General features: G+C 44.7%; 22 protein-coding genes. 8 read left to right on the forward strand and 14 right to left on the reverse strand.

Annotated features, from left to right (window positions below):
- Positions 1 to 124 precede the first annotated feature (124 nt).
- The 4 genes from ORJ01_RS05265 to ORJ01_RS05280 all read left to right on the forward strand — a co-directional run bounded on the left by ORJ01_RS05265 (position 125) and on the right by ORJ01_RS05280 (position 5,227).
- Positions 125 to 1,375, forward strand: coding sequence for an HlyD family secretion protein (locus tag ORJ01_RS05265; RefSeq protein ID WP_306177187.1), 1,251 nt, complete (start codon positions 125 to 127; stop codon positions 1,373 to 1,375).
- 32 nt (positions 1,376 to 1,407) lie between these two features.
- Positions 1,408 to 1,734: a hypothetical protein gene (locus ORJ01_RS05270; protein ID WP_306177188.1), complete on the forward strand. Its 327-nt coding sequence runs from the start codon at positions 1,408 to 1,410 to the stop codon at positions 1,732 to 1,734.
- Positions 1,735 to 1,794: 60 nt separating this feature from the next.
- The gene (locus tag ORJ01_RS05275) at positions 1,795 to 2,406 is read left to right on the forward strand and encodes a CPBP family intramembrane glutamic endopeptidase (RefSeq protein ID WP_306177530.1); all 612 of its coding nucleotides are present in this window, start codon (positions 1,795 to 1,797) and stop codon (positions 2,404 to 2,406) included.
- A 721-nt stretch (positions 2,407 to 3,127) separates the two neighbouring features.
- A complete protein-coding gene (locus ORJ01_RS05280) occupies positions 3,128 to 5,227 on the forward strand; it encodes a peptidase domain-containing ABC transporter (protein WP_306177189.1) in 2,100 nt (699 codons plus the stop codon).
- Positions 5,228 to 5,241: 14 nt separating this feature from the next.
- Here the strand turns inward: ORJ01_RS05280 and ORJ01_RS05285 are convergent, their stop codons facing one another.
- Positions 5,242 to 5,892 carry a response regulator transcription factor gene (locus ORJ01_RS05285; protein ID WP_306177190.1) on the reverse strand — a complete coding sequence of 217 codons (651 nt, stop codon included), beginning with the start codon at positions 5,890 to 5,892 and terminating at the stop codon, positions 5,242 to 5,244.
- A gap of 67 nt (positions 5,893 to 5,959) precedes the next feature.
- Positions 5,960 to 8,203 (reverse strand): TonB-dependent receptor, encoded by a 2,244-nt coding sequence (locus ORJ01_RS05290; RefSeq protein ID WP_306177191.1) that lies wholly within the window; start codon positions 8,201 to 8,203, stop codon positions 5,960 to 5,962.
- Between the two features lie 170 nt (positions 8,204 to 8,373).
- Here ORJ01_RS05290 and ORJ01_RS05295 point away from each other — a divergent pair, with 170 nt between their 5' ends.
- From ORJ01_RS05295 to ORJ01_RS05305, 3 genes are all read left to right on the forward strand, one after another.
- Positions 8,374 to 9,675: a GntP family permease gene (locus ORJ01_RS05295; RefSeq protein WP_306177193.1), complete on the forward strand. Its 1,302-nt coding sequence runs from the start codon at positions 8,374 to 8,376 to the stop codon at positions 9,673 to 9,675.
- 11 nt (positions 9,676 to 9,686) lie between these two features.
- Positions 9,687 to 10,850: a homoserine O-acetyltransferase gene (locus tag ORJ01_RS05300; protein ID WP_306177194.1), complete on the forward strand. Its 1,164-nt coding sequence runs from the start codon at positions 9,687 to 9,689 to the stop codon at positions 10,848 to 10,850.
- A 109-nt stretch (positions 10,851 to 10,959) separates the two neighbouring features.
- Positions 10,960 to 11,742: an ABC transporter substrate-binding protein gene (locus ORJ01_RS05305; RefSeq protein ID WP_306177195.1), complete on the forward strand. Its 783-nt coding sequence runs from the start codon at positions 10,960 to 10,962 to the stop codon at positions 11,740 to 11,742.
- 13 nt (positions 11,743 to 11,755) lie between these two features.
- Here the strand turns inward: ORJ01_RS05305 and ORJ01_RS05310 are convergent, their stop codons facing one another.
- The 5 genes from ORJ01_RS05310 to ilvC all read right to left on the reverse strand — a co-directional run bounded on the left by ORJ01_RS05310 (position 11,756) and on the right by ilvC (position 17,782).
- The gene (locus tag ORJ01_RS05310) at positions 11,756 to 12,796 is read right to left on the reverse strand and encodes an ABC transporter ATP-binding protein (RefSeq protein ID WP_306177196.1); all 1,041 of its coding nucleotides are present in this window, start codon (positions 12,794 to 12,796) and stop codon (positions 11,756 to 11,758) included.
- A complete protein-coding gene (locus ORJ01_RS05315) occupies positions 12,796 to 14,364 on the reverse strand; it encodes an ABC transporter permease (RefSeq protein ID WP_371930717.1) in 1,569 nt (522 codons plus the stop codon). The genes ORJ01_RS05310 and ORJ01_RS05315 overlap by 1 nt, the downstream gene beginning before the upstream one ends.
- Before the next feature lie 104 nt (positions 14,365 to 14,468).
- Positions 14,469 to 15,491: a Fe(3+) ABC transporter substrate-binding protein gene (locus ORJ01_RS05320; protein WP_306177198.1), complete on the reverse strand. Its 1,023-nt coding sequence runs from the start codon at positions 15,489 to 15,491 to the stop codon at positions 14,469 to 14,471.
- A gap of 198 nt (positions 15,492 to 15,689) precedes the next feature.
- Positions 15,690 to 16,121, reverse strand: a complete 432-nt coding sequence (locus ORJ01_RS05325) for a methylglyoxal synthase (protein WP_306177199.1) — start codon at positions 16,119 to 16,121, stop codon at positions 15,690 to 15,692.
- Positions 16,122 to 16,300: 179 nt separating this feature from the next.
- Positions 16,301 to 17,782 (reverse strand): ketol-acid reductoisomerase, encoded by a 1,482-nt coding sequence (gene ilvC, locus ORJ01_RS05330; protein WP_306177200.1) that lies wholly within the window; start codon positions 17,780 to 17,782, stop codon positions 16,301 to 16,303.
- Positions 17,783 to 17,948: 166 nt separating this feature from the next.
- Here ilvC and ilvY point away from each other — a divergent pair, with 166 nt between their 5' ends.
- The gene (ilvY, locus tag ORJ01_RS05335) at positions 17,949 to 18,830 is read left to right on the forward strand and encodes an HTH-type transcriptional activator IlvY (RefSeq protein WP_306177201.1); all 882 of its coding nucleotides are present in this window, start codon (positions 17,949 to 17,951) and stop codon (positions 18,828 to 18,830) included.
- A 49-nt stretch (positions 18,831 to 18,879) separates the two neighbouring features.
- Here the strand turns inward: ilvY and ORJ01_RS05340 are convergent, their stop codons facing one another.
- The 7 genes from ORJ01_RS05340 to rplM form a co-directional block, all read right to left on the reverse strand.
- Complete coding sequence (locus ORJ01_RS05340; RefSeq protein ID WP_226749950.1) at positions 18,880 to 19,293, reverse strand: ClpXP protease specificity-enhancing factor; 414 nt, start codon at positions 19,291 to 19,293, stop codon at positions 18,880 to 18,882.
- 8 nt (positions 19,294 to 19,301) lie between these two features.
- Positions 19,302 to 19,940, reverse strand: a complete 639-nt coding sequence (gene sspA / locus ORJ01_RS05345; protein ID WP_226749379.1) for a stringent starvation protein SspA — start codon at positions 19,938 to 19,940, stop codon at positions 19,302 to 19,304.
- A gap of 76 nt (positions 19,941 to 20,016) precedes the next feature.
- The gene (locus tag ORJ01_RS05350) at positions 20,017 to 20,751 is read right to left on the reverse strand and encodes a cytochrome c1 (RefSeq protein WP_306177531.1); all 735 of its coding nucleotides are present in this window, start codon (positions 20,749 to 20,751) and stop codon (positions 20,017 to 20,019) included.
- Positions 20,752 to 20,753: 2 nt separating this feature from the next.
- Positions 20,754 to 22,028 carry a cytochrome bc complex cytochrome b subunit gene (locus tag ORJ01_RS05355; RefSeq protein WP_306177202.1) on the reverse strand — a complete coding sequence of 425 codons (1,275 nt, stop codon included), beginning with the start codon at positions 22,026 to 22,028 and terminating at the stop codon, positions 20,754 to 20,756.
- Positions 22,028 to 22,618: a ubiquinol-cytochrome c reductase iron-sulfur subunit gene (gene petA / locus ORJ01_RS05360; protein WP_306177203.1), complete on the reverse strand. Its 591-nt coding sequence runs from the start codon at positions 22,616 to 22,618 to the stop codon at positions 22,028 to 22,030. The genes ORJ01_RS05355 and petA overlap by 1 nt, the downstream gene beginning before the upstream one ends.
- Positions 22,619 to 22,947: 329 nt before the next feature.
- Positions 22,948 to 23,340, reverse strand: coding sequence for a 30S ribosomal protein S9 (gene rpsI / locus ORJ01_RS05365; RefSeq protein WP_019675270.1), 393 nt, complete (start codon positions 23,338 to 23,340; stop codon positions 22,948 to 22,950).
- A gap of 12 nt (positions 23,341 to 23,352) precedes the next feature.
- Positions 23,353 to 23,781, reverse strand: coding sequence for a 50S ribosomal protein L13 (gene rplM, locus ORJ01_RS05370; RefSeq protein WP_226749376.1), 429 nt, complete (start codon positions 23,779 to 23,781; stop codon positions 23,353 to 23,355).
- Between the last annotated feature and the right edge of the window lie 173 nt (positions 23,782 to 23,954).

Genomic DNA, 23,954 nt, shown 5'->3' on the forward strand with positions numbered 1-23,954 from the left:
CTTTTTATAATTACGTGGCATTAACAATAATGTTTTTATAAAAAATTATTCTGTTGATTTGCTTTACGACTTTCAATCCATAACCTATCTTAAAAGTCACTTTTAATTAACATTAAAATGACAAATGAGCCAGCAGCCTTTATTTAGACAAGCCGCAATGAAACAACAAGCGCAGCGCTTAGAGGGTGAGGTCGTGATCGCCCAACCGCTGAGTAGCACTGTGCTGACAGTCAGTTTATTACTGCTGGTTAGCGGTATTGTCATTTTTTTAGCTCAGGCTGACTTTAATCGTAAAGCTACCGTCAATGGCTATTTGCAGCCAGATATCGGCATTGCCAAAGTACATACTGCTCGGGCGGGTGTGATCAGTGAGCTTTATGTTGCAGATGGCGCTATGGTCAGCCAAGGGCAACCGCTATTGTTAGTTAATGTTCCGGACTATTTAGCCGAAGGCAGTAGCTTAGTCGGTAGCTTAAGCCTGAGCTTGCAACAGCAACAACAATTACTCACCGCGCGGCGCGAACAGCTAGTATTGCATTATCAACAACAGCAACAAGAACTGCAAAGCCGCTTGGCTTATCAGCAGGCATTACTGGCTGAACAACAGCAGCAAACCGCCCTGGTTGCCAATCGGCTGCAACTGCAACAACAACGCTTAGATAAACTGAGCAGCTTGCAAGCAAAAGGCGCCATTAGCGAGCTGGATTGGCAAGTACAACAAGAAAACCTGCTGTTATTAAAACAACAAGTCACTGAACAGCAATTAACGCGGCAAAGTCAGCTCGCCGCACTATCACAACTTGAGGGTCAGCTACAACGCTTACCGTCAGAGCAACAGCAACAACTTGCCTTATTAGATAGCGAATATTCGCGGCTGCAGCAGCAACAATTAGAGCTACAAGCCCGCAATCAATTGCTGATCACCGCGCCTGTTAGCGGACGCGTCACCAATTTAGTGGCTGAGTTGGGTAAATATACCCATAGCCATTTACCTTTATTAACCATTTTACCCGAGCAAGCACAACTGCAAGCCATCTTGTTAGTGCCCACCCGTGCTTTTGGATTTGTTAGTCCAGGCCAACGCACTCGCTTACGCTTTGACGCCTTTCCGTATCAGCGTTTTGGTTTATATGAAGGCGAAGTATTAACGACCGGCGAGGCGATTTTGTTACCGAATGAAGTGGAAATGCCGATTGCTATTCAAGAGCCCGTATACCGTGTTGCGGTAGCACTGGACTCGCAAGAGATCCGCGCTTACGGCAGCAGCGTCCCGCTGCAATCGGGCATGCTGCTAAGCGCAGATATCGTGCTTGAGCAACGCAGCTTATTAAGCTGGTTGCTAGAGCCGATTTTCAGCCTGAAAGGGCGTCTTTAACCTTAACTGTAATCGTCTCTAGGAGAAATATTATGCAAGAACTTACATTTGAGCAAGTTGAAGAAGTTAGTGGTGGATTTCAAGGTCTTACTGGGCCAGAAGATCTTTTTCATCAACTTACTGACTTTTATATGATTGACAGCAGCATTGGCACAAATGGTGGACCTACCAATAAATGTAAATCTAAGTTAGGTGCATTATCATGTCTCGCAGAAACTGCAGGCCTTGCTGCATTATTTAATGATATGGTGGATTTTGTTTCTACCAATGGTCCTGTAGCCTGGGATTCCTTTGTTGAATATGCCAACGAGAAAGCTCAAAAGGTAAACGAGAATGGCGGTCCTCGTAAACGTCTTTAAGTCACAAAGTATAAAATCGGGGGAGACAATTCTCCCCTCTTTAAGGAATTAATCGTGTTAATGTCAAAAATATACAATTACAGTACAATTTTTGGAGCACTCGCAGTAACAATTTTATTGTACTTTATAGCTTCAGTTATGTTTGGCATTAGTGAAAGAGAAAAACCAATACCACATGCTACACTGATGACTATTATCATTATTTCACTCTGCTTCTTTAGAAACTTTAGAAGGGAGCTAAAAAAATCAATACGCATAATTCCTACAAAGCAAGCTTTAGAACTAACTATTTGCCTTATTTTTGTTTTTGCTTACCACATTATTGCATCTGAAAGATCTCTGCTCGACCATGGGGATGGAATTGAAATCAATGCACACCTAGCTATTTTTATGCTTAGCTCGATTCTTATATCACCAATGGTAGAAGAAGTTCTGTTTAGGGAAGTTCTTTTTAGGAACTACATTGAAAACTCAAAGTTTCAGATTTTTGGATTGGTGTTTTTTTCAACTTTATTTGCGCTGCTCCATGCGACAGATTCATTTTACTTGATTTTTCTCTTGTCATTAGTTCTTTATTCAGTCCGGTTAAGGACTAATAGTTTGCTAGTTTGTATTCTTATACATTCTACATGGAATTCATTGTTTATTTTTACATGGATATTTGGCGTATAAATGAAATCAACGTCAGAGATTTTGGCTGATGGTTACTTGAGCTGGCTTTTATGCGTACAAGGTTGGTTGTAACGATAAGAAGGACAAATCTCAAAACATTAAGAACGTCTCAGGGATAGAAAGCTTGCAAAAGTTAAAATTTGGTTTACTTAATGTATAAATAGTGTTTTCGACTAAAGCCTATTTGCAATTCTTTCATCATTAACCGACTATTCTTAAGCAATTGAAGGGATTCGGGATTATTCCTAAACAACTGGTTTTGTAGACAACTATGCAGGTCAATATCAAAGGTCGACAGATTGAAATTTAGGCCGAATCTTCACCCCTGTGGAGAAAAATTTATTGTTGCCATTTCAATATTTTTAGGTACGAAATTTGTTAACTCGCTTAGAGTTTAAGCTATGTCACATATAGGAACAATGCTAGTGGAGACAGGTACTGCCTCGATCCTGGTATCAACCAAAAATTCAGGATTACATGGTGCCATAAATTTTAAATCTACATTACGGATTAGGTGATTATTAATAATGGCCTAATCCGTTATAGGTGATGAAATGAAGAAAAATACAGTATCAATTCTTACTGCAATATCAACCGTCGCTTTTTACTTTTTATTGAGCGCCTTTTTTCCACAAATGGCATTGGGTATTAAAGCAACGGTATTAACATTTCTCGCAGCAGTTTCTTATTTTTTTATTCGGTCTTTGTCAAGAAAGAATAAGTGAGATTATTACACCAATCCGAAGCCGCTGAGTGCGGCCTAGCCTGTATGGCGATGGTAGCAAACCATTATGGCCATCAGCTGGATTTAACCACTTTACGTAGCCGCTATAACGTGTCGCTAAAAGGCACTAATCTGCAGCAGTTGATGCTGCTGGCTAACCAGTTAAATATGACTGGTCGGGCCTTAAAACTAGAGTTAGATGATTTAAAAAAGCTGCAAACGCCCTGCATACTGCATTGGGAAATGAATCACTTTGTAGTGCTTAAAAAAGTGCATCGTAATGGTATTACTATACTAGACCCGGCAATGGGCGAGCGACGCTTGTCCCTTAAAGATGTGGACAAGTCATTTACCGGCGTTGCGCTAGAGTTAACTCCCACTAGTGAGTTTGAAAAAGTGGATGAGCGGGTAAAGCTCGGCCTTACCGCATTCTGGAGCAATATACGCGGCGTAGTGCCAGCCCTAGTTAAGCTGTTTACTTTATCACTCATTTTGCAAATATTTGCCCTTGCTTCGCCATATTATACGCAACTGGTCGTTGATGAAGTATTGGTCAGCCATGATAAGCCTTTGTTGTTAGTGCTGGCACTGGGTTTTGGGTTACTGATGCTCATTCAATTAGTCGTAGGAGTACTTCGCAGCTGGATTGCGCTGCACCTTGGCACCATGATGAGTATGCAAATGGTGACTAACCTGTTCCGTCATTTGCTGCACTTGCCAGTGCCATTTTTTGAAAAGCGGCATATGGGTGATATTACCTCGCGTTTTGGCTCGCTATCAGCCATTCAGTCGTTACTTACCACCAGTCTGGTGGAAGGGCTGTTAGACAGTATTATGGTGGTTATTGTCTTTGCCATGATGTATCTGTATAGCCCTCAGCTAAGTTTTGTTGTGGTCGTGGTAGTACTGCTATATGCCTTGGTGCGTTGGGCATTTTACTGGCCAATGCACCAGTTGACTGAAGAAAGCATTATTACCTCGGCTAAAGAACAAAGTGTGTTTATGGAGTCTATTCGTGGCATCCAAAGTTTAAAGTTGTTTGGCCAGGAAGTGCAAAGGCTTAACCTTTGGCAAAACCGCCATACTGAAACCATTAATGTCGGTTTCAGATTAGCTAAGTGGGGTATCAGTGCGGGTGTTGTTAATCAGTTGCTTTTTGGCATTGAGGGTATTTTGATCATTTACTTGGCGGCTAACTTAGTAATGGCTGGCGATATGACAGTTGGAATGATGTTTGCCTTTGTTGCATATAAAAGTCAATTTACAAGCAGGATGAGTAATTTAATTGGTATTATTGTACAGATTAAAATGACTAAACTGCATTTAGATCGCTTGGCCGATATAGCCCTTACAGAGAAAGAAGATGTAGGCGATAGTGGAGACAATAGAGAGCTGAAAGGTGAGCTGGATTTAGAAGGGGTCAGTTTCCGTTATGCCAACACTGAACCGTGGCTATTTGCTAACTTGAGCCTTAACGTGAAAGCCGGTGATAATATTGCGATTATTGGACCATCCGGTACCGGTAAAACTAGTCTAATGAAAATTATGCTTGGATTATTGCCGGCAACAGCGGGTAAAGTTCTGATCGATGGCATTGAAATAACACAGTTAGGCTTGCGTCATTACCGCAGTCAAATCGCTGCGGTGATGCAAGACGATCAACTGTTATCCGGTAGTTTGGCAGAAAATATCAGCTTTTTTGATCCCGAGTTAAATATGCAGCAGGTGCATGAGGCGGCCCAATTGGCTGGGATCCATCATGATATCAGTGCCATGCCGATGGGGTATAACAGTTTGGTGGGGGATATGGGCAGTTCCCTGTCGGGTGGCCAAAAACAACGCGTTTTGCTGGCCAGAGCACTGTATCGTAAACCGAAGATTTTGTTTATGGATGAGGCCACCAGCCATTTAGACGTACAATTAGAGCACTATGTTAATCAGGCTATTAAGCAACTTAATATGACGCGTATTATTATCGCGCACCGGCCAGAAACCATATTGAATGCCGCACAGATCTATTTATTACAAGATGGTCAGTTACTAGAGATTACCCAGCAATACAAAGCGCAGTTTCAGCTTGCGACTGAGCCTACCTAACAAAAACGTACTGATTAGTCATACTGTTCAGGTAGTTTTAACTTCTCAAATAAGATACCGGCCAAGGTACGATTATTGACATTAAGTTTGCGCAAAATCGCTGACACATGTTGCTTTATCGTGGTTTCTTGCACATTCATTTCATAGGCAATTTGCTTATTTAACAAACCATCGGCAATCATTTTTAACACCCGAAACTGCTGTGGGGTGAGTTGTTCTAGCCGCTGCGCAAAGTCATGATCAATTAGAGCACGGGCGTTTTTCACATCATCGGCTAACTCGGTGGGTAACCAGGTATCGCCATTGGATACGGCATTAATGGCTTCAGACAATAATTCTAGCGGTGCTGATTTAGGAATATAAGCAGCCGCACCGAGTGCCAGTGCTTGCTTAATAATCACCGGATCTTCTTCTGCAGACACCATGATCACCGGCACATCAGGATATTCTGTACGAAGTGCGGTAAGGCCCGTGAAACCGTCGGAACCTGGCATTTTTAAATCAAGAAAAATAAAGTGAGTATCAGGATGTTGACGGAGTAAGGGCCAAACTTGCTGCATGGTTTGTGCCTGCAACAACAAGGCATCTTTACCTAAAATCGCCGCGCAAGCTTGCGACAGTGCAACGCGGAACAAGGGGTGGTCATCAGCAATAATAGCAATCATAACAATACTTCAGAACAATTTTGCCCATAATGAACCGGGGCTTTCGCCCCGGCAAGGTTTTTCTAGATTAGAAACGATAGCCAACAGTCAAACTTACTGTCCGTGGGTCAATGTAATAACCGGTAATCGTCTGCTCACCCGCCAACAGCGCAAAGTTGTAACCGGCAATACGCGCTTGCTTATCACCTAAGTTTTTAGCCTGTAGCGACACATCCCAGAAACCATCATTTGAGTACCAGTTTACGCCGGCATTAATCAAGGTATAGCCGCCGTAATCAAGTACTGAAGGTACTTCAAAAATTTGCGTCGCGCCGCGATACGCTAAGTTAGCATTAAACACTAAGCTACCAAAATCGGTTTCTACGGTGTAACGGCTCGCTAAAGTTGCAGTTAATTCTGGCGTATTAGCAAATCCCCAAACATTAGATACATCCACCACCGCTTGCGATACTGGGTCAAAGAACTCTACTTTGTTAAACGACGCGTCAATGTAACCGACAATCGCGGTGATTTCCAAATCACGGGTTGCTGCAAATAAGGCTTCCACTTCAGCACCGTTAATATCGGCGCTGGCCGCGTTTAATACTTGCGAGGCAACGTTATTACCTACCGCACGTTGCACGGTAACTTGCATATCTTCATAAGAAGAATGGAAGACCGCCGCATTCATACGTAAACGCTGATCTAACCATTCACTTTTTATACCAAACTCATAGGTATCAACGGTTTCTTCTTGGTATGGGTCGGTGGCGTTAGGGTTAACAATTTCAACCGCACGCATATCAAAACCACCCGATTTAAAGCCATCGGTGTAGCTCACGTAATACATTAAATCATTACTGTACTGGTACTCTGCACCTACACGTGGTGAGAAATGGCTAAAACTTTCGCTACCGCTAAAATCGGTTTGTACTTGTAATAAGGTACCTGGCGCAGCAGCATCACGTGGGCCTTTGTAGCCCAAATACAATCTGCGGTCTAACGTGGCATCTTTATCATCTTTGGTATAACGACCGCCCGCGGTTAACGATAACTTGTCAGTTAACTCGTAAGTACCTTGAGCGTAAGCGGCAATACTGTCGGTGTCGACGCAACCGCCGTTTTCAACAGTTACACCTGCACCAGCCACAATAACAGTACCGAAGGCACCGCAGGCTTCACCGGTGTAATAATATAAACCCGAGGCCATTTTAAACTTATCGCCACTAAATAATAACTGCAGCTCTTGAGAGGTTTGCTCATCTTCGTAAAACGCCGGTACATCTAAAGACTGTAATGGCGTAGAGTCAAAATCAATATTGGTATCGGTAACACCTTTGCGTCTGGCGGTCACCGATTTCACCGTCCAGTTATCGTTAAGCTCCCACGTTAAGGTTAACGATTGACCTTCCGTATCCACTTTGTTGTCAGCGGGCATACTGGTATAGGAGTCGTACACGCTGTCAGTTAATGGCTGATTAGGAACCAATAAACTTGGCGTTAAACGAAAGCCGCCTTTTGAATTCGACTTATCGACTGTTTTATCGGCGCTGAAGCGCACGCTAAAATTGTCTGCGGCATTCCACTGCACACTCACACGGCCAGATTGCACATCTTTGTCGTAGTTGTCAGCACCGGTATTTAAATAAGTACCAAAACCGTCACGGTTAAAGCTGGCAATGGCGCCGCTGATAAATAAGTTATCCGTTAAACCGACCTGGCCCGATACTTTAAAATCTTGCTGATTATCAGTACCGATGGTACCGCGCACAGCAAAAGCCGTATCGCCGGTTAGTTCTTTAGTAACATATTTAACCGCACCACCAATGGTATTACGACCATATAAGGTACCCTGTGGACCACGCAGAACTTCAATACGTTCTACATCATAAACATCTAAGGCTGCACCTTGCGGGCGAGCCATATATACGTCATCAATATAAATACCTACGCCAGGCTCAAAACCCCATAACGGATCTTGCTGACCAATACCACGAATATAAGCCGTTAAAGTGCTATTAGTACCGCGTGATACTTGCAAAGTGGTGTTCGGTGAGTATTGCTGAACCGACGTAATATTATCGATACCACGCTGGGCTAATTCTTCTTCACCAAGTGACGTTACTGCCACGGGTACCGTTTGTAAGTTTTCTACTGTGCGTCGAGCAGTCACTTCAATCCGTTCTAATTTTACTTCATCGTCATTGCTGTTGCTTTCTTGAGCGAAAGCAGGCGCCATTAAACAGCTGCTTACGGCTAATGCCAAGAGACTGGGTTGAAAGAAGCGCGGGTAGATCGTTGAAGCTTGCTCAATCTTATTATTCTTGGCCATGGGGCTCTCCTGTTGATTGCAGATGTTGCTGTCTATTTGGAATTATAGATTTGTAAGTTCTTATCCATAGAGTAGCCCTGATCGCAGAAATATTAACCTGTACCTTAGTACTATGGTGAGGCAGAGCAGACTGTATCAGACTAAGAAAAAATAAAAACAAGGATTACTCCATGTTAAGTCTGTTCGGATTATTACTGGGTTTAGGTTTACTCATCGTGTTAACGATGCGCGGCTTCAACCTCTTCATCACCGCCCCACTCTGTGCACTGTTGGTGGCGTTAACAAACGGTATCCCCTTTTGGCAGCTAAACGATAAGCTCGATTTTGTGCATGGTTATATGGCAGGTTTCTCAAGCTTTGTCGCCGCGTGGTTCCTGATGTTTTTACTCGGCTCCTTATTTGGTAAGTTGATGGAGCACAGCGGTGCGGCCGATGCGGTCGCCTTGGCGATTGTAAAACGACTAGGCCATACCCGCGCTGTGTTAGCCATTGTGTTAGCGTGTGCCGTATTAACCTATGGTGGTGTCAGTTTATTTGTCGTGGCTTTTTCTGCTTACCCCATGGCGGTGAGCTTGTTTAAAGGAGCCAATTTACCACGGCGCTTTATTCCAGCCACACTAGCCTTGGGCTCTGTGACCTTTACCATGACGTCAGCAGGCTCTCCAGAAATTCAAAACTGGATCCCAATCCCATATCTTGGCACCACCCCTTACGCTGGGTGGCAAGTCAGCATCATAGTCGCGGTTTTCATGGCGGTTGGCGGCTATTTAGCGCTGATGTGGATGATAAAAAAAGCACAAGCAAAGGGTGAGCAATTTGTCAGTCGCGCCAGCGATCCGACGGTTACGGATAAACCGTTACCGCATTGGCTAACGGGGTTAATTCCTTTATTAGTGGTGTTAGTGACCTCATTTTTATTACACGACAGTTTACAGCAAGCAGCCTTAATTATTGCCCTAACCGGTGGTGTCGTCAGTTTGTATTTATTAACCTTCCGTTTTATTCACAACCCTGGCGCAGCCACCAATGAAGGGGTGCTAGGTGCGTTACTCGCTATCGGTAATACCGCTGCCGTTGTCGGTTTTGGCGGTGTGGCTAAGTTAACCCCCGCTTTTAATCAAGTGGTTGAATATATGACGCATTTACCTGGCCCAGAGTTAATTGGTGCGGCTGTCGCGGTCAGTGCCATTGCAGGGTTAACCGGCTCGGCCTCGGGCGGTCAAGTTATTGCGTTACCTGAAATTGCGCCGACTTATTTAGATCGCGGTGTCGATGCCGAACAACTTCACCGTGTCGTGGCGATCTCATCCGGCGCACTCGACTCACTGCCGCATAATGGCTATGTCGTTACGACTATCCGTGCTATCTGTGGCGAGTCACATCAAAATGCTTACTGGCCGGTCGCCGTGGTTAGCGTATTGATGCCGATACTCGGTGTGATATTAGCCATTACCTTGTTTCAATGGTTTTAAGGAAAACAGTTATGCGTTTTATTTATTCTTTACTGCTAGCTAGCTTATTACTGTTAAGTAGCTGCAGTTCAGCTGAGCCATTACTCGTTACTAAACAAGCGTTTAGCATTGATAACTTTAAAACCGATAATGGCCAAATTATTCATCCGGTAAAAGTAGGTTGGGAAGCCTATGGCAAGCTTAACGCTGATAAGTCTAATGTAATTCTTATTACACATTTTTTTTCTGGCACGTCGCATGCTGCCGGTAAATATCATGCGGATGACGCCGCACCAGGTTATTGGGATGCGATTATCGGCCCTGGCAAAGCCATTGATACTAATAAGTTTTATGTGATAAGCGTCGACACACTCGTCAATGCTAATGTGTATGATCCTAATGTCATTACCACGGGGCCTGCAACCATCAACCCTGCCACCGGCAAGCCCTGGGGATTAAGCTTTCCCGTTGTCACCGTCGGTGATTTTGTCGAAGTGCAGCGCCATTTATTAGATAGCCTCGGTATTAAAAAACTGCATGCGGTAATTGGTGCATCAATGGGCTCTTTTCAAGCGATTGAATGGGCGGTGCGCTACCCTGAGCGGGTTGAACGCTTATTACCGGTGATTGGCACAGCTTACATTGATGCCTGGGCTGCGGTGCGCTTAGAGCGCTGGGCCTACCCTATTAAACACGATCCTGCTTGGCAAAATGGCAACTATTATGAGCAAGGCCAGCCCCGGCATGGCTTAGCGACAGCCATTGCCTACATTACACAAGACGCGCTTTATCCCAGCAGTTTTAATGCGCGCTTCCCATCCCCAGCAACGGATCGTGCACCACATAACGATATTTTGGCACCTTTTTCAGCTTGGCAACAGTTGATGGAACAAGCCGCCACGCGTGCCAGTGTGCAAGATGCCAATCATATTCTTTACCTAATTCGAGCATCGCAGTTATTTCGCGCCGGCATGGGCGATAACTGGCAAGCTGCATTAGCCAAAGTGACGGCGAAAACGCTGTTTTTACCGGCGACGGGTGATCAATTATTACTAGCGGAGATGTCGAAACAAAGCGTTGCGGTAATGAATCAAGACCATGCTACTTATGCTGAAATTCCCGGTGAATTTGGTCATTTAGATGGCGTGCTGAATATTAGCGCTGTTGCTGACAAGATCGCAGAATTTTTACGTTAAGCCAACTTTTTCCCTGGAGGTGCGGCTAGTAAAGCGCGCCTTTTTTCTTTTCTCGTGCTCTGCTAAACTCAATTCAAATAACATTGTGTTTACAGGGATAAACCTACTTGTGAGTCACTTTTTCGGCAAAATCTCACACTACGTTTTTTTAATAAACAGCCTGCTTTTCTGTTCAAGTCTTTCTGCTACCCCTTTAACTCATAACCCGATAATCTTCGCTAGCAGCGAATATCCGCCACATTATGGTACTGATCTTGTCAAGCAAGGTGTGGTTATTGAGATTGTGCGGCGCGCCTTTGCCAAACAACAACTCAATATTGACGTGGCATTCATGCCTTTTGCCCGCGCGATGTATGATACCGAACAGGGATTGTATGCTGGGGTGATTGCCATTTGGTATACCGAAGCGCGTGCCGAAAAATGGCTGTATTCCGAGCCGATCTATGCCAATCACATCGTTTTATTTAAACGCAAAGCGGATATTAGAGTAAAACAAAATCTTGACACCCTGCTAGCAAGCAATGGCACCTTAGGGTTCGTTACTGGTTATCTGCAACATCCGTTACTGCAGCAAAGTAACTTGAGTAAAGTCAGTGTGGCTTCTGAAGATCAACTGTTTAAAATGCTGGCGATGCAACGCGTGGACTTCGTCCCCGCAGATTTGCAAAGTGGCTTATATTTTATCTCGCGATTACCTGTTGAATTACGGCAATCGGCAATCGATTGGCTGGAGCCAGCATTAGAAATCCACCCCATGCACCTCGCCTTTCCAAAACATCACCCTGATAGCGAATATTTAAAGCAGCAATTCGATCTGGGCTTGCAGGCCTTAAAAGACAGTGGCGAGTTTGCTGAATTACTGCATCAACTTTTGCCAGAGCCGAGCAAGTAACTCAGCCAGATATTTAAGTTAGCCGTGGAAACAGCACCAAGTGATCAAGATCAAGACGAATGCCAATATGCTCGCCAATCGCATGATTGTGATGACTTAGCGCTAAACAATAGACTTGCTCGCTGCCCGATAATGCCAAGGTATACAGGATGTGCGAACCGCGAAAAGCTTTTTCCAACACAGTAGCTTGGATTGGGCTGTCATCATCATGCACAATGTCATCTGGCCGGATCAGGACATCAACTAAATCATCGGTCTGTACGTCCGTTAAATAACGTTGCCGAAAAACACCTAAACAGGTTTCAACTTGTTGCGCATCTAACATCTTGCCTGGCAACATCACGCCCCGCCCAACAAAGTCAGCCACAAAGCGATTAACAGGTCGGTGATACAACTCATAAGGGGTCGACCACTGTTGTAACTGGCCTTGTTGCATCACGCCAATCATATCTGCCATTGCAAAGGCTTCAAACTGATCGTGAGTGACTAATACCGCCGTGATATGTAATTGCTTTAAAATGATCCGAATATCCCGCGCTAACACTTCGCGAAACTCGGTATCTAAACTGGAGAAAGGCTCATCCAGTAATAACACCTTGGGCTCAGGAGCAAGGGCTCGGGCCAATGCCACCCGCTGTTGTTGACCGCCGGATAATTGATGAATATACCGTTTGCCCAGATCGGGCAAACCCACTAGCTGTAATAAACGGCTGACTTTCTCTGCTTTTTGCGCTTTATTAAAATCTTTTAAGCCAAAGGCAATGTTATCGGCAACAGTTAAATGGGGAAATAACGCAAAATCTTGAAACACCATGCCCACTTTGCGTAATTCAGGCGCCAACTGAGTTGTGCTATTACTCACCTGTTGACCTTGCAAGCGGATCACACCCGAGGCCGGCGCTTCAAAACCGGCAATTGCGCGTAAAATAGTGGTTTTACCACAACCAGAAGGGCCCACTAAACAGCCAATTTGGCCTTGGGCTAAAGTCAATGAAATGTCATTGACCACTTTATGAGGGCCATAAGCGACAGCCAGTTGCTCTAATGCCAACATTATTTGTTTCCTCGCATACGTTGCTCAGTGGAACGCGCTAAAATAATCACAGGTAACAGCCCCACCAATACAATAGCTAGCGCAGGTAAGGCCGCTTCGGCTAAGCGCTCATCAGAAGCTAATTCATGCGCTCTCACCGCTAAGGTATTAAAATTAAAAGGTCGTAATAACAGCGTTGCGGGCAATTCTTTGAGTACATCAACAAACACCAGCAACAACGCTGTTAACACGCTACTGCGTAACAACGGTACATGCACGCGCCGCAGCACCTGCCAAGGCCCTAAACCTAAAGACCGCGCGGCATTATCCATATTAGGCTTTATTCGCGCTAAACCGGCTTCAATACCATGTAATGACACTGCCAAAAAACGCACACTGTAAGCTAATAGCAGTGCAAAAATAGTACCGGAAAACAGTAAACCAGTGCGGACACCAAACCATTGCTCGGCAAGTAAATCGATCCGTTGATCAAACCATGCCAAGGGGATCATCACGCCGATGGCAATGACCGTGCCAGGAACCGCATAACCCAGCGCGGCTAATTGTACCGGGAATCGCACTAAAGGATCGTCACGTAAGCGTTTAGCATAAGCAAACAATAACGCCAGCAGTACCGACAACAAAGCCGCCGCCGCGGCCAAAGAAAAACTATTCCAAACTAATTGCCAAAAAGCACTATCCAAGGTGCGCTGCCAATTGCCAAGCGCCCAACTGGCTAACTGCCATGCCGGTAACAGAAAACCCAATAATACCGGCAGAATGCACAACATCAGAAATAAACATTGCCGAGCAAAGCTTACTTGGCGTAATGCCGCAGCACTGTGTTTTTGACCTTGATGATAATAACGCACTTTGCGCCGTGACCATTTCTCTAACAACAATAAAAACAGCACAAAACTGGTTAACAGCGCGGCGAGTTGCGCGGCGGCTAATGCATTACCCATCCCAAACCAGGTTCGAAAAATACCCGTGGTAAAGGTAGGCACGCCAAAATATTGCACGGTGCCATAGTCGGCAAAGGCTTCCATCATCGCTAATGCCATCCCGGTTAAAATCGCCGGGCGCGCTAAAGGTAACGCGACTTGCCAAAAATGCTGCCGCGGCGTTAAACCTAAAGTGCGGCTCGCCTCAGATAACGACGCCGACTGCTCAGAAAAAGCATTGCGTGCCAACATATAAACATAAGGATATAACACTAATGACAGCATCAATATCGCCCCACCCAACGAGCGGATCTCAGGAAACCAATAATCACCGTAAGACCAATCGAAAGTGTGACGTAATTGCTGCTGCACAGGGCCAGCAAAGTCAAGCATGCCGGTATAAGTGTAAGCAATGATATAAGCGGGAACGGCTAAGGGTAATAACAATAACCAGTCGAGATAACGTCGGCCAATAAATTGATATTGGCTAATCAGCCAAGCAGCGCCGGTGCCAATCGTTAAGGCACCTAAACCTGTGCCGCCAGCTAACAACAGGGAATTAAGAACATAATCAGGCAGCACGGTTTGGCGCAAATGCTGCCAAACCGCTGTTTGCCAAGAGAATAAACTGGCGAACACCATCATTACCGGCAGCGCCAACAACAAGGCGGGCAGTAATACTGCCCAGCGCCAACGATTAAACAGCGGTATTCTGAACAACGATGACGGCTCCTACTACGACGGGTAGTTTAACGCCAGCCAGCGCGGTCCATCACCCGGATCGCTTCGGCATTAAACTCGCCTAACTGTTCTAACGGTAACTCATCGGCTTTGAAGCGACCAAATTGCTCTAGCACTTTACTGATGTTAACGTCACTACGAACAGGGTATTCATTATTGACGTCAGCATACCAGTGCTGCGCTTCTGGCTCTACCATATATTCTAGCAATTTCAGCGCATTCGCTTTATTAGGAGCAAAAGCGGCTACACCCGCGCCTGAAATATTAATATGTACGCCATTATCTTGCTGATTAGGCCAGAAAATACGCATTTTTGCTGCCGCCGCTTGTTCAGCGGGATCAGTTAACATACCGGCTAAGTAGTAAGTGTTGGCTAAAGCGATATCACATACACCCGCTGCTGCGGCTTTGATTTGATCACGATCGCCACCCTGTGGTGGACGTGCAAAATTGGCCACTAACCCTTTAGCCCACTGCTCGGCTACCGCAGCGCCATCATGTGCAATAATAGAAGCAACATGAGATTGGTTATAGATGTTATTTGAAGAACGCACGCAAATTTTACCTTTCCACTTCGGATCGGCGAGATCTTCCATAGTCGATAATTGTGCCGGATCTACCTTCCCCTCAACATACATAATGGGCCGAGCTCGAACGGTTAAGCCATACCAAACACCGGCAGTATCACGTAATGTGCTAGGAATAGCGCTCACTAATTTGTCTGAGGTAACACCTTGCAATACCCCCTGCTCTTTCGCTCGGGTTAAACGGCCGACATCGGTCGTCAGGAGTAAATCAGCTGGGCTATTGCGGCCTTCACTACGCATACGCGTAATCAATTCATCGGCATTACCCGTAATTAAATTAACCTTAATACCCGTTTGTACGGTAAAGGTATCCAGTAAAGGCTTGATCAGTTCTTCTTGCCGCGCAGAGTACACATTGACTTCATCGGCATAGGCCGCAGCAGTATGGAATAAACAAGAAGTAAGACCGGCAGCAACTAACAGGGTGACAGAATTGAATTTCATTACAGCTCCACGAGATGATGATCCTAAGGCGCACATCTAAACACAAATAATAACAATTCGCAATAAGTGCATATTGGTTTGAAGCTAAATTCACCACGAAAGCACTTAACTTCAAGGCTAAAGCACCCCAATAAAATAGCCCTGTCATGACAGGGCTATAACAAAGAATGCATCACTTGGCTTGCTCGCTTACAGAAACTAGCTCTTTTGCAGCCGATTATTGTGCTGCTGAAAATCAGGCACTGAACGCTGATATTCTTGCTGGTAAAGACTTGAATGTACGATAAAGTCCGCTGTAGCGACATTACAAGCCACTGGAATATTCCATACTACCGCTAAACGAATTAACGCTTTAACATCAGGATCATGCGGCTGTGATGACAATGGATCCCAAAAAAATATCAGCCAATCAATGTGTTGTTCCGCGATTAAAGCACCGATTTGTTGATCGCCACCCAGCGGACCACTGGCCATACATCGTACCGGTTGTTGTAACTTTTCACTGATAAGCTTCCCGGTGGTACCGGTTGCAATAAGTTGTTTATCGGCAAAAAAAGACTGATGTTTTTCGATCCATTCGAGTAACGCAGCTTTTTTACCGTCATGTGCTACCAATGCGATTGTTTTCATGATTATTCTCCAGTACTTAGCGTATTAGCATACTCAGTTTAAGACAAACAGGCAAAAAAAAGCCCCGACAAGCGGGGCAAAACAACCAAGGTCCACGTATAACATCATTATTGGTCTGGTATTAACTGCAACACTGCTGCAAATTAATCACCACTAACCACTTCATTCAGGGAGACGAATTAATTCGCCTCAACAATTCGTTTCATTGCCGTCATATAACCGCGTAATTTCTTACCAACCACTTCTACCGGGTGTTGGCGAATGGCTTCATTTACAGCGATAAGTTTTAAGTTATCAACGCCATTTTGGCTGCTGCTTAAACCTTTACCAATCAGTTCACTGCTCATGGCGTTTACTGTATCGCGTAACAGTGGAATAGCAGCGTGCGCAAACAAGTAATTACCATATTCAGCGGTATCTGAAATGACCACGTTCATTTCGTATAAACGCTTGCGCGCAATAGTATTAGCGATCAGCGGCGTCTCATGTAAAGACTCGTAGTAAGCCGATTCAGCGATAATTCCTGCATCAACCATCGTCTCGAAAGCCAATTCTACGCCGGCTTTTACCATGGCAACCAGTAAGATGCCGCGGTCAAAAAACTCTTGTTCAGCGATTTTTTCATCCGACACTGGTGCTTGTTCAAAACCGCTGTCTAAGGTTTGTTCACGCCAAGTCAGTAAGTTTTTGTCATCATTATGCCAATCGGCCATCATGGTGCGTGAAAACTCACCGCTGATGATATCGTCCATATGTTTTTCAAATAATGGCCGTAATGTCAGTTTTAACTCTTCAGCTAAATCAAAGGCTTTTAACTTCGCTGGATTGCTCAAACGGTCCATCATGTTGGTGATGCCGCCGTGTTTCAGCGCTTCCGTGATGGTTTCCCAGCCAAATTGAATTAATTTTGCTGCGTAGCCGCTTTCCATGCCATCTGCCACCATCTTGTCGAACGCTAAGATGGCACCTGTTTGTAACATGCCGCACAGGATGGTTTGTTCACCCATTAAGTCTGACTTAACTTCCGCAACGAATGACGATTCCAACACACCAGCACGATCTCCACCGGTAGCCGAAGCGTAAGCCTTAGCAATTTCTAAACCTTGGCCTTTTGGATCATTCTCTGGATGCACGGCAATTAAAGTAGGTACACCAAAGCCACGTTTGTACTCTTCCCGTACTTCAGTACCAGGGCACTTAGGCGCAACCATCACTACGGTGATATCCGGACGAATTTGCTTACCTTCTTCAACAATATTAAAGCCATGGGAATAAGCTAAGGTTGCACCTTGCTTCATCAGTGGCATTACTGCATCAACCACGCTGCTGTGCTGCTTGTCTGGTGTTAAGTTTAAAACTAAATCTGCTGCTGGAATTAATTCTTGATAAGTACCGACTTTAAAGCCATTGCTGCTGGCTTTTTGAAACGAGGCGCGCTTTTCAGCAATCGCTTCAGCACGCAAAGCATAACTAATGTTTAAGCCAGAATCGCGCATGTTTAAGCCTTGGTTTAGGCCTTGCGCGCCGCAACCTACGATAACAATGTTCCAGTCTTTGATTAAAGCGCATCCGTTGGCAAACTCGGCTTTGTCCATAAAACGACAACGGCCTAATTGACTTAATTGCTGACGTAAATTTAAGGTATTAAAGTAGTTACTCATAATGTTCTCGGAATTCTTAGTCTGTCTCAGCAAAGCTGAGCAGTAGCAGTATGCTGCGGCCTTATTGCCCTGTACTGCTTTAATGAACACAGTCTAACTACAGACTTATATTGCGTGAAGTGATATATTTTCAATTCTGTATTTCATTAATTGCAACAGAGGCATTATGGACCTACGCAGTGCTCAGCTTTTTTTACATTTAGCATCTAGCCTAAACTTTGCTAAAACCAGCGAGCAAATGTTTGTTAGCCCTTCAACATTAACTCGCGTGATCCAACGTTTAGAGGATGAACTTGATACCTGTTTATTTGAACGAGACAAACGCTCAGTGCGCTTAACGTCCGCCGGTGAGCGAGTGCAACGCTTTGTGCGCGTGTGGTTGGATGAATGGCATCAATTACAACTAGACTTGCAACTGGCGAGTGCAGAATTAAGCGGCACTATCCGGATTTTTTGTACAGTGACAGCTAGTTACAGTCACCTGCCTGCTTTACTCGATAAGTTTCGCTTGCAATGCCCTAAAGCTGAAATCCAATTAACCACCGGCGATGCCGCCTCGGCCATAGAGCGGATCCGTGCAGATGAAGCTGATGTGGCAATAGCCGCTTATCCTGAGTCCTTTCCTGCTAATTTATTTTTTCAAAGTATTGCGAGTATCCCTGTTTACTTAATTGCACCGGTGATCCCTTGTAAAGTCAATGATTTGCTTAATCAACAACCCATTGCTTGGAACAGTGTGCCGATGATTTTGCCTGAGCATGGCCCTGCCCGCAGTCGTTTTAACCAATGGTTACTGGATAAAGGCATCAGCCCGAATATTATTGCCAAGGTCGATGGACATGAAGCGATGGTATCGATGGTGGCACTAGGTAGTGGTATTACTATTGTGCCTGAGCCTGTCTTTCAGCATAGCCCAGTACGGGATCGCGTAAGAATTTTAGAAACAAATTATGCTTACAAAGCATTGGATTTAGGGGTTTGTATGCTGCAGAAGCGACGGTCAGAGCCGTTAATTGCTGCATTTTGGCAGCTAGCACTGAAAAAGTGAGTGGCGATTTCAGGTGGTTTAGCCACCTGAAATACCCTGTAACCGCTTATTACTTGATAACTTTAAGATGGCTACCCCGACCAGGCTTTGGTGGCTCTGGGGTTGGTTCATCATCTAATGATTCTGGCAGGAAATCCTGCTCATCTTCATCATCTTCTTCTAAGGTAAATACCGTACCAGCACCGTTTTCACGGGCATAAATCGCCAGTACCGCTTTTACCGGCACCGACAAAGCAAAGGGTTGCCCACCAAAGCGTGCATTAAAGGTGACAAAGTCATTACCCAGTTGCAAATTACCGACCGCTGACGGCAGTACATTCAAGACAATTTGACCATTTTGCACAAATTGTTGTGGCACACGCACATCTGGATAGTTGGCATCTACCACCAAATAAGGTGTGCATTTGTTATCAATTATCCAGTCGTAAAACGCCCGTAACAAATAAGGGCGATTTGGTGTCATTTTTTGCATTACAGCTTAAGTCCCTTGCGGATCTCACGCTCTGCCTCAGTTAATGAAGCTTGGAAAGCGTCGCGTTCAAATATACGGGTCATGTAGGTTTTTAATTGCTTACTACCTGTGCCGTTTAATTCAATACCTAGCAAAGGTAAACGCCATAATAAGGCCGCCATGTAACAATCGACTAAACCAAATTCTTCACTCATAAAAAACGGCGCTTCGCTAAATAAAGGCGCAATCGACAATAAGCCTTCTTTAAGTTCTTGTCTGGCAATAGCGGCATCTTCGTGATCGTTTAATACCTTGTCAGCTAAGCTATACCAATCATTTTTAATGCGATACATCATCAGGCGAGCCTGACCCCGAGCGACCGGATAAACAGGCATCAATGGCGGGTGAGGAAAACGCTCATCCAAGTATTCCATAATGATGTCAGCTTGATAAAGCGCAAGTTCACGATCTAATAAAGTGGGCAGACTACCGTATGGATTCACTTCATACAGGTCTTCTGGCACGTTGTCTGGTGTTACCTGAAGGATATCAACAGTAACTCCTTTTTCTGCTAGCACGATACGGACCTGATGGCTGAACATATCGTCAACTGCTGAAAACAGTGTCATCACAGGGCGTTTATTGGCAATGATCGCCATGTATTCCTCCGGTTAATTTAGAAACAGCAAAGGGGCACTAAGGCCCCTGAGTACAGCTTAATGTATAACTGATAAATTATTCGACATCTTTCCAATATTCTTTTTTCAGGAAATACGCCAGAACAAAGAAAATCAGTAGGAATATCATAACTTTAATGCCTAAGGCATGTGATTCAAGCTTGCTAGGTTCGCCAGAATAGACCAAGTAGTTGACTAAATCACCTACCGCACGATCGTATTCTTCGGTACTTAATTCACCCGAGCCATCAGTACGAATACCCACATACACTTCTGTTGGTTGACCATCGACTAAACGTGTCTCATAAGCACGGTAAGGAACACCTTGTAACTCCTGTAGCACATGAGGCATACCCACTAATGGGAATACTTTGTTATTCACACCAAATGGGCGGCTTTCATCAACGTAGAAAGTACGAAGGTAAGTGTACACCCAATCAGCACCACGCACTCGAGCCACGTTGGTTAAATCAGGTGGCAATACACCAAAAGAAGTTTGCGCATAATCAGCCGGCATAGAGTTGGTAATATGATCACCTAACTTTTCACCGGTAAACATTAAATGTTCCATACCTAAATCTTCAGGGATCCCTAAATCTTTAAAGGTACGAGAATAACGCTGATACTGCATTTGATGGCAGCCTAAGCAGTAATTCTGGAACAACTTGGCACCATTTTGTAATGAAGCCTGATCACGCAGATCAACAGGTGCTTTATCAAGCGGAATGCTTGGCCCGGCAGCGATTGCCAGCGATGAAGCTAACAAGGCGACCGCAGAAAGTAACGTTCTCATCATTATGTTAACCTCACTGGCAATGGCTTAGTTTTCTCATTTTTACTGTATAACCACAGCAAGCCGAAAAAGGCAAAATAAGTGAATGAGAAAAATTGTGAAAATAAGGTATAGGTTGGTGTTGCCGGTAACACGCCCAACACACCTAAAGCAACAAAGCTGATACAGAACACCACTAGATTCCAGCGATGTAACTCACAACGGTAACGCACTGAACGTACGGTGCCACGGTCAATCCACGGTAATAATGCTAACGCGATAATCGCAGCAAACATCGCTACGGCCCCAAGTAATGGGTCTGGAATAGCCCGTAAAATGGCATAGAACGGTGTGAAGTACCAAACCGGTGCAATATGGTCAGGTGTCTTCATGGGGTTTGCTACTTCAAAGTTTGGTTTCTCTAAGAAGTAACCACCGCCTTCTGGCGCAAAGAAAATAACAAAAGCAAAAATCAGTAAGAAACCGGCCACACCCACTAAATCTTTTACCGTGTAGTATGGGTGGAACGGGATCGCATCAACGATAATCTTCTTACCGCCACGAGTGAAATACTGGTGGAAGGTAAATTTCTTATCTGCTGCAGTTTGCTCAACGCTACCATCGTTATCGCGTTTAATGTCGATACCATCTGGGTTATTTGAACCCACTTCGTGTAAAGCCATGATGTGTAAAAACACTAAGATGACTAAAACTAAAGGTAAGGCGATGACATGTAAGGCGAAGAAACGGTTTAAGGTGGCACCTGAGATAACGTAGTCACCACGGATCCACAAGGTTAAATCATCACCGACAAACGGGATAACCCCGAAAATAGAGATAATAACTTGCGCACCCCAGTACGACATTTGGCCCCATGGCAGCATATAACCCATGAAGGCTTCTGCCATCAGCACTAAGAAAATCAGCATACCGAAAATCCACAGTAATTCCCGTGGCTTCTGATAAGAGCCGTACATCATGCCACGTAGCATGTGTAGATAAACCACCACAAAGAACGCCGAAGCGCCAGTGGAGTGCATATAACGTAACAACCAGCCATATTCCACATCACGCATGATGTATTCAACAGAGGCGAAAGCACCTTCGGCAGAAGGAACGTAGTTCATAGTCAACCAAACCCCCGTCAGGATTTGGTTAACCAGAACTAGAATGGCAAGTGAGCCAAAAAAATACCAAAAGTTAAAATTCTTTGGTGCTGGATACTGCACTACGTGCAAATTCATCTTATCCATAAAGGGTAAGCGATATTCAATCCAGCTCATCATATTTTTAAACATTAGACAGTCCCCTCGTCTTCACCAATTAAAATAGTGGTGTCGTCTACGTACATGTACGGAGGAATTACCAAGTTAGCTGGTGCTGGTACGCCCTGGAAAACACGACCGGCCATATCAAATTTAGAACCATGACATGGGCAGAAGAAACCTGAGCGAATACCTTCAGTTTGGGCAGCAAAGTCATCTGGCAAATAGGTAGGAGAACAGCCTAAGTGCGTACAAATACCGACAGCAACAAGGATCTCAGGCTTGATTGAACGATGACGATTCTGAGCGTAAGCAGGTTGTTGTTCAACTTCTGAACCCGGATCACGTAAACGATCTTCAGTTTCAGCAAGCTGAGCTAACATTTGCTCGGTACGTTTGACGATCCAAACAGGTTTGCCACGCCATTCAACACGAATCAGCTGACCAGGTTCGAGTTTGCTAATGTCTGCACTTACTGCAGCACCAGCTTGTTTCGCCCTCTCACTCGGATTCCAGGACGCAATAAAGGGCACAGCAACTCCTATGGCACCGACGCCCCCTACTACAGAGGTCGCAATGGTAAGGAAGCGGCGGCGACCATGATCTACAGGCGCATTGCTCATCCACTCATCTCCACATTAAACACTTAAACGATTAAAATTTAAGCGGCTGAAATTCAGCAATTATTATAAGTACACAAATATGTTCGATCATAATGAAAAGCCTTGCTTTACACAAGGATTAAGGCGAACTGAATGGCTAATATCTTAGTCTTAGTCATGCTTTAACAGTAATCCTTAGCATACAGTTGCGCAGCAAAAGCCATAAAACAGGGGGTAAATAACTTTATTTTTCGCGCACGCTTAAATCTTAGCTCGTTTGATTGCCAAAAACTAAAATTGCAGATATAAAAAAACCCGGTAAAAACCGGGTTTTTCGACATACCAGCGAATTAACGCTTTGAGTACTGTGGACGTTTACGTGCTTTACGCAGACCGACCTTCTTACGTTCAACTTTACGAGCATCACGCGTTACGAAGCCTGCTTTACGCAGTGCTGGACGCAGTGACTCGTCGAACTCCATCAGTGCACGGGTAATACCGTGACGGATAGCACCGGCTTGACCGCTGATACCACCACCTTTAACAGTGATGTATAAGTCGAATTTCTCGACCATATCAACCAGTTCTAACGGCTGTTTAACTACCATACAGGCAGTTTCACGGCCGAAGTACTCGGTCAGAGCGCGCTGGTTGATAACGATGTTACCTGAACCAGCTTTTAAGAAGACGCGGGCCGTTGAGCTTTTACGACGACCAGTTCCGTAGTATTGATTCTGTGCCATGTTATGCTCCGATTAAATATCTAAAATTTGCGGTTGCTGAGCCGAATGTTGATGCTCTGCGCCAGCGTAAACTTTTAACTTACGGAACATAGCGCGACCTAATGGGCCTTTTGGCAACATGCCTTTGATAGCAGTTTCCAAAACCATTTCTGGTTTCTTAGCAATCAATTTCTCGAAACTGATTTCCTTGATACCACCTGGGAAACCTGTGTGCGAGTAATATGTTTTTGCCTTAGCTTTATTACCAGTTACCACGACTTTCTCAGCATTAACAACGATGATGTAATCACCGGTATCAACGTGTGGCGTATATTCTGGCTTATGCTTACCACGTAAACGCGATGCGATTTCAGTTGCGATACGACCTAAAGTTTTGCCGTTTGCATCAACAACGTACCAGTCGCGGGTTACGCTTTCTGGTTTTGCAGTAAAAGTTTTCATCTAAACCTATTCCAAAAATAACTTAAGTTACACCTGACACTGTGCAGGGCTGATGCAGCAATGTCGTTATCGCACCCCTTCGAATGCAAAAACCGCCGGGCTAACGGCAGTATGAGGCTGTAACGTCGGCCGGGCGCGGATTATATATTAAACAATCTTAAAAATCAGCATTC

Source organism: Alishewanella sp. SMS8 (genome assembly GCF_030737935.1).
Taxonomy (GTDB): Bacteria; Pseudomonadota; Gammaproteobacteria; order Enterobacterales; family Alteromonadaceae; genus Alishewanella; species Alishewanella maricola.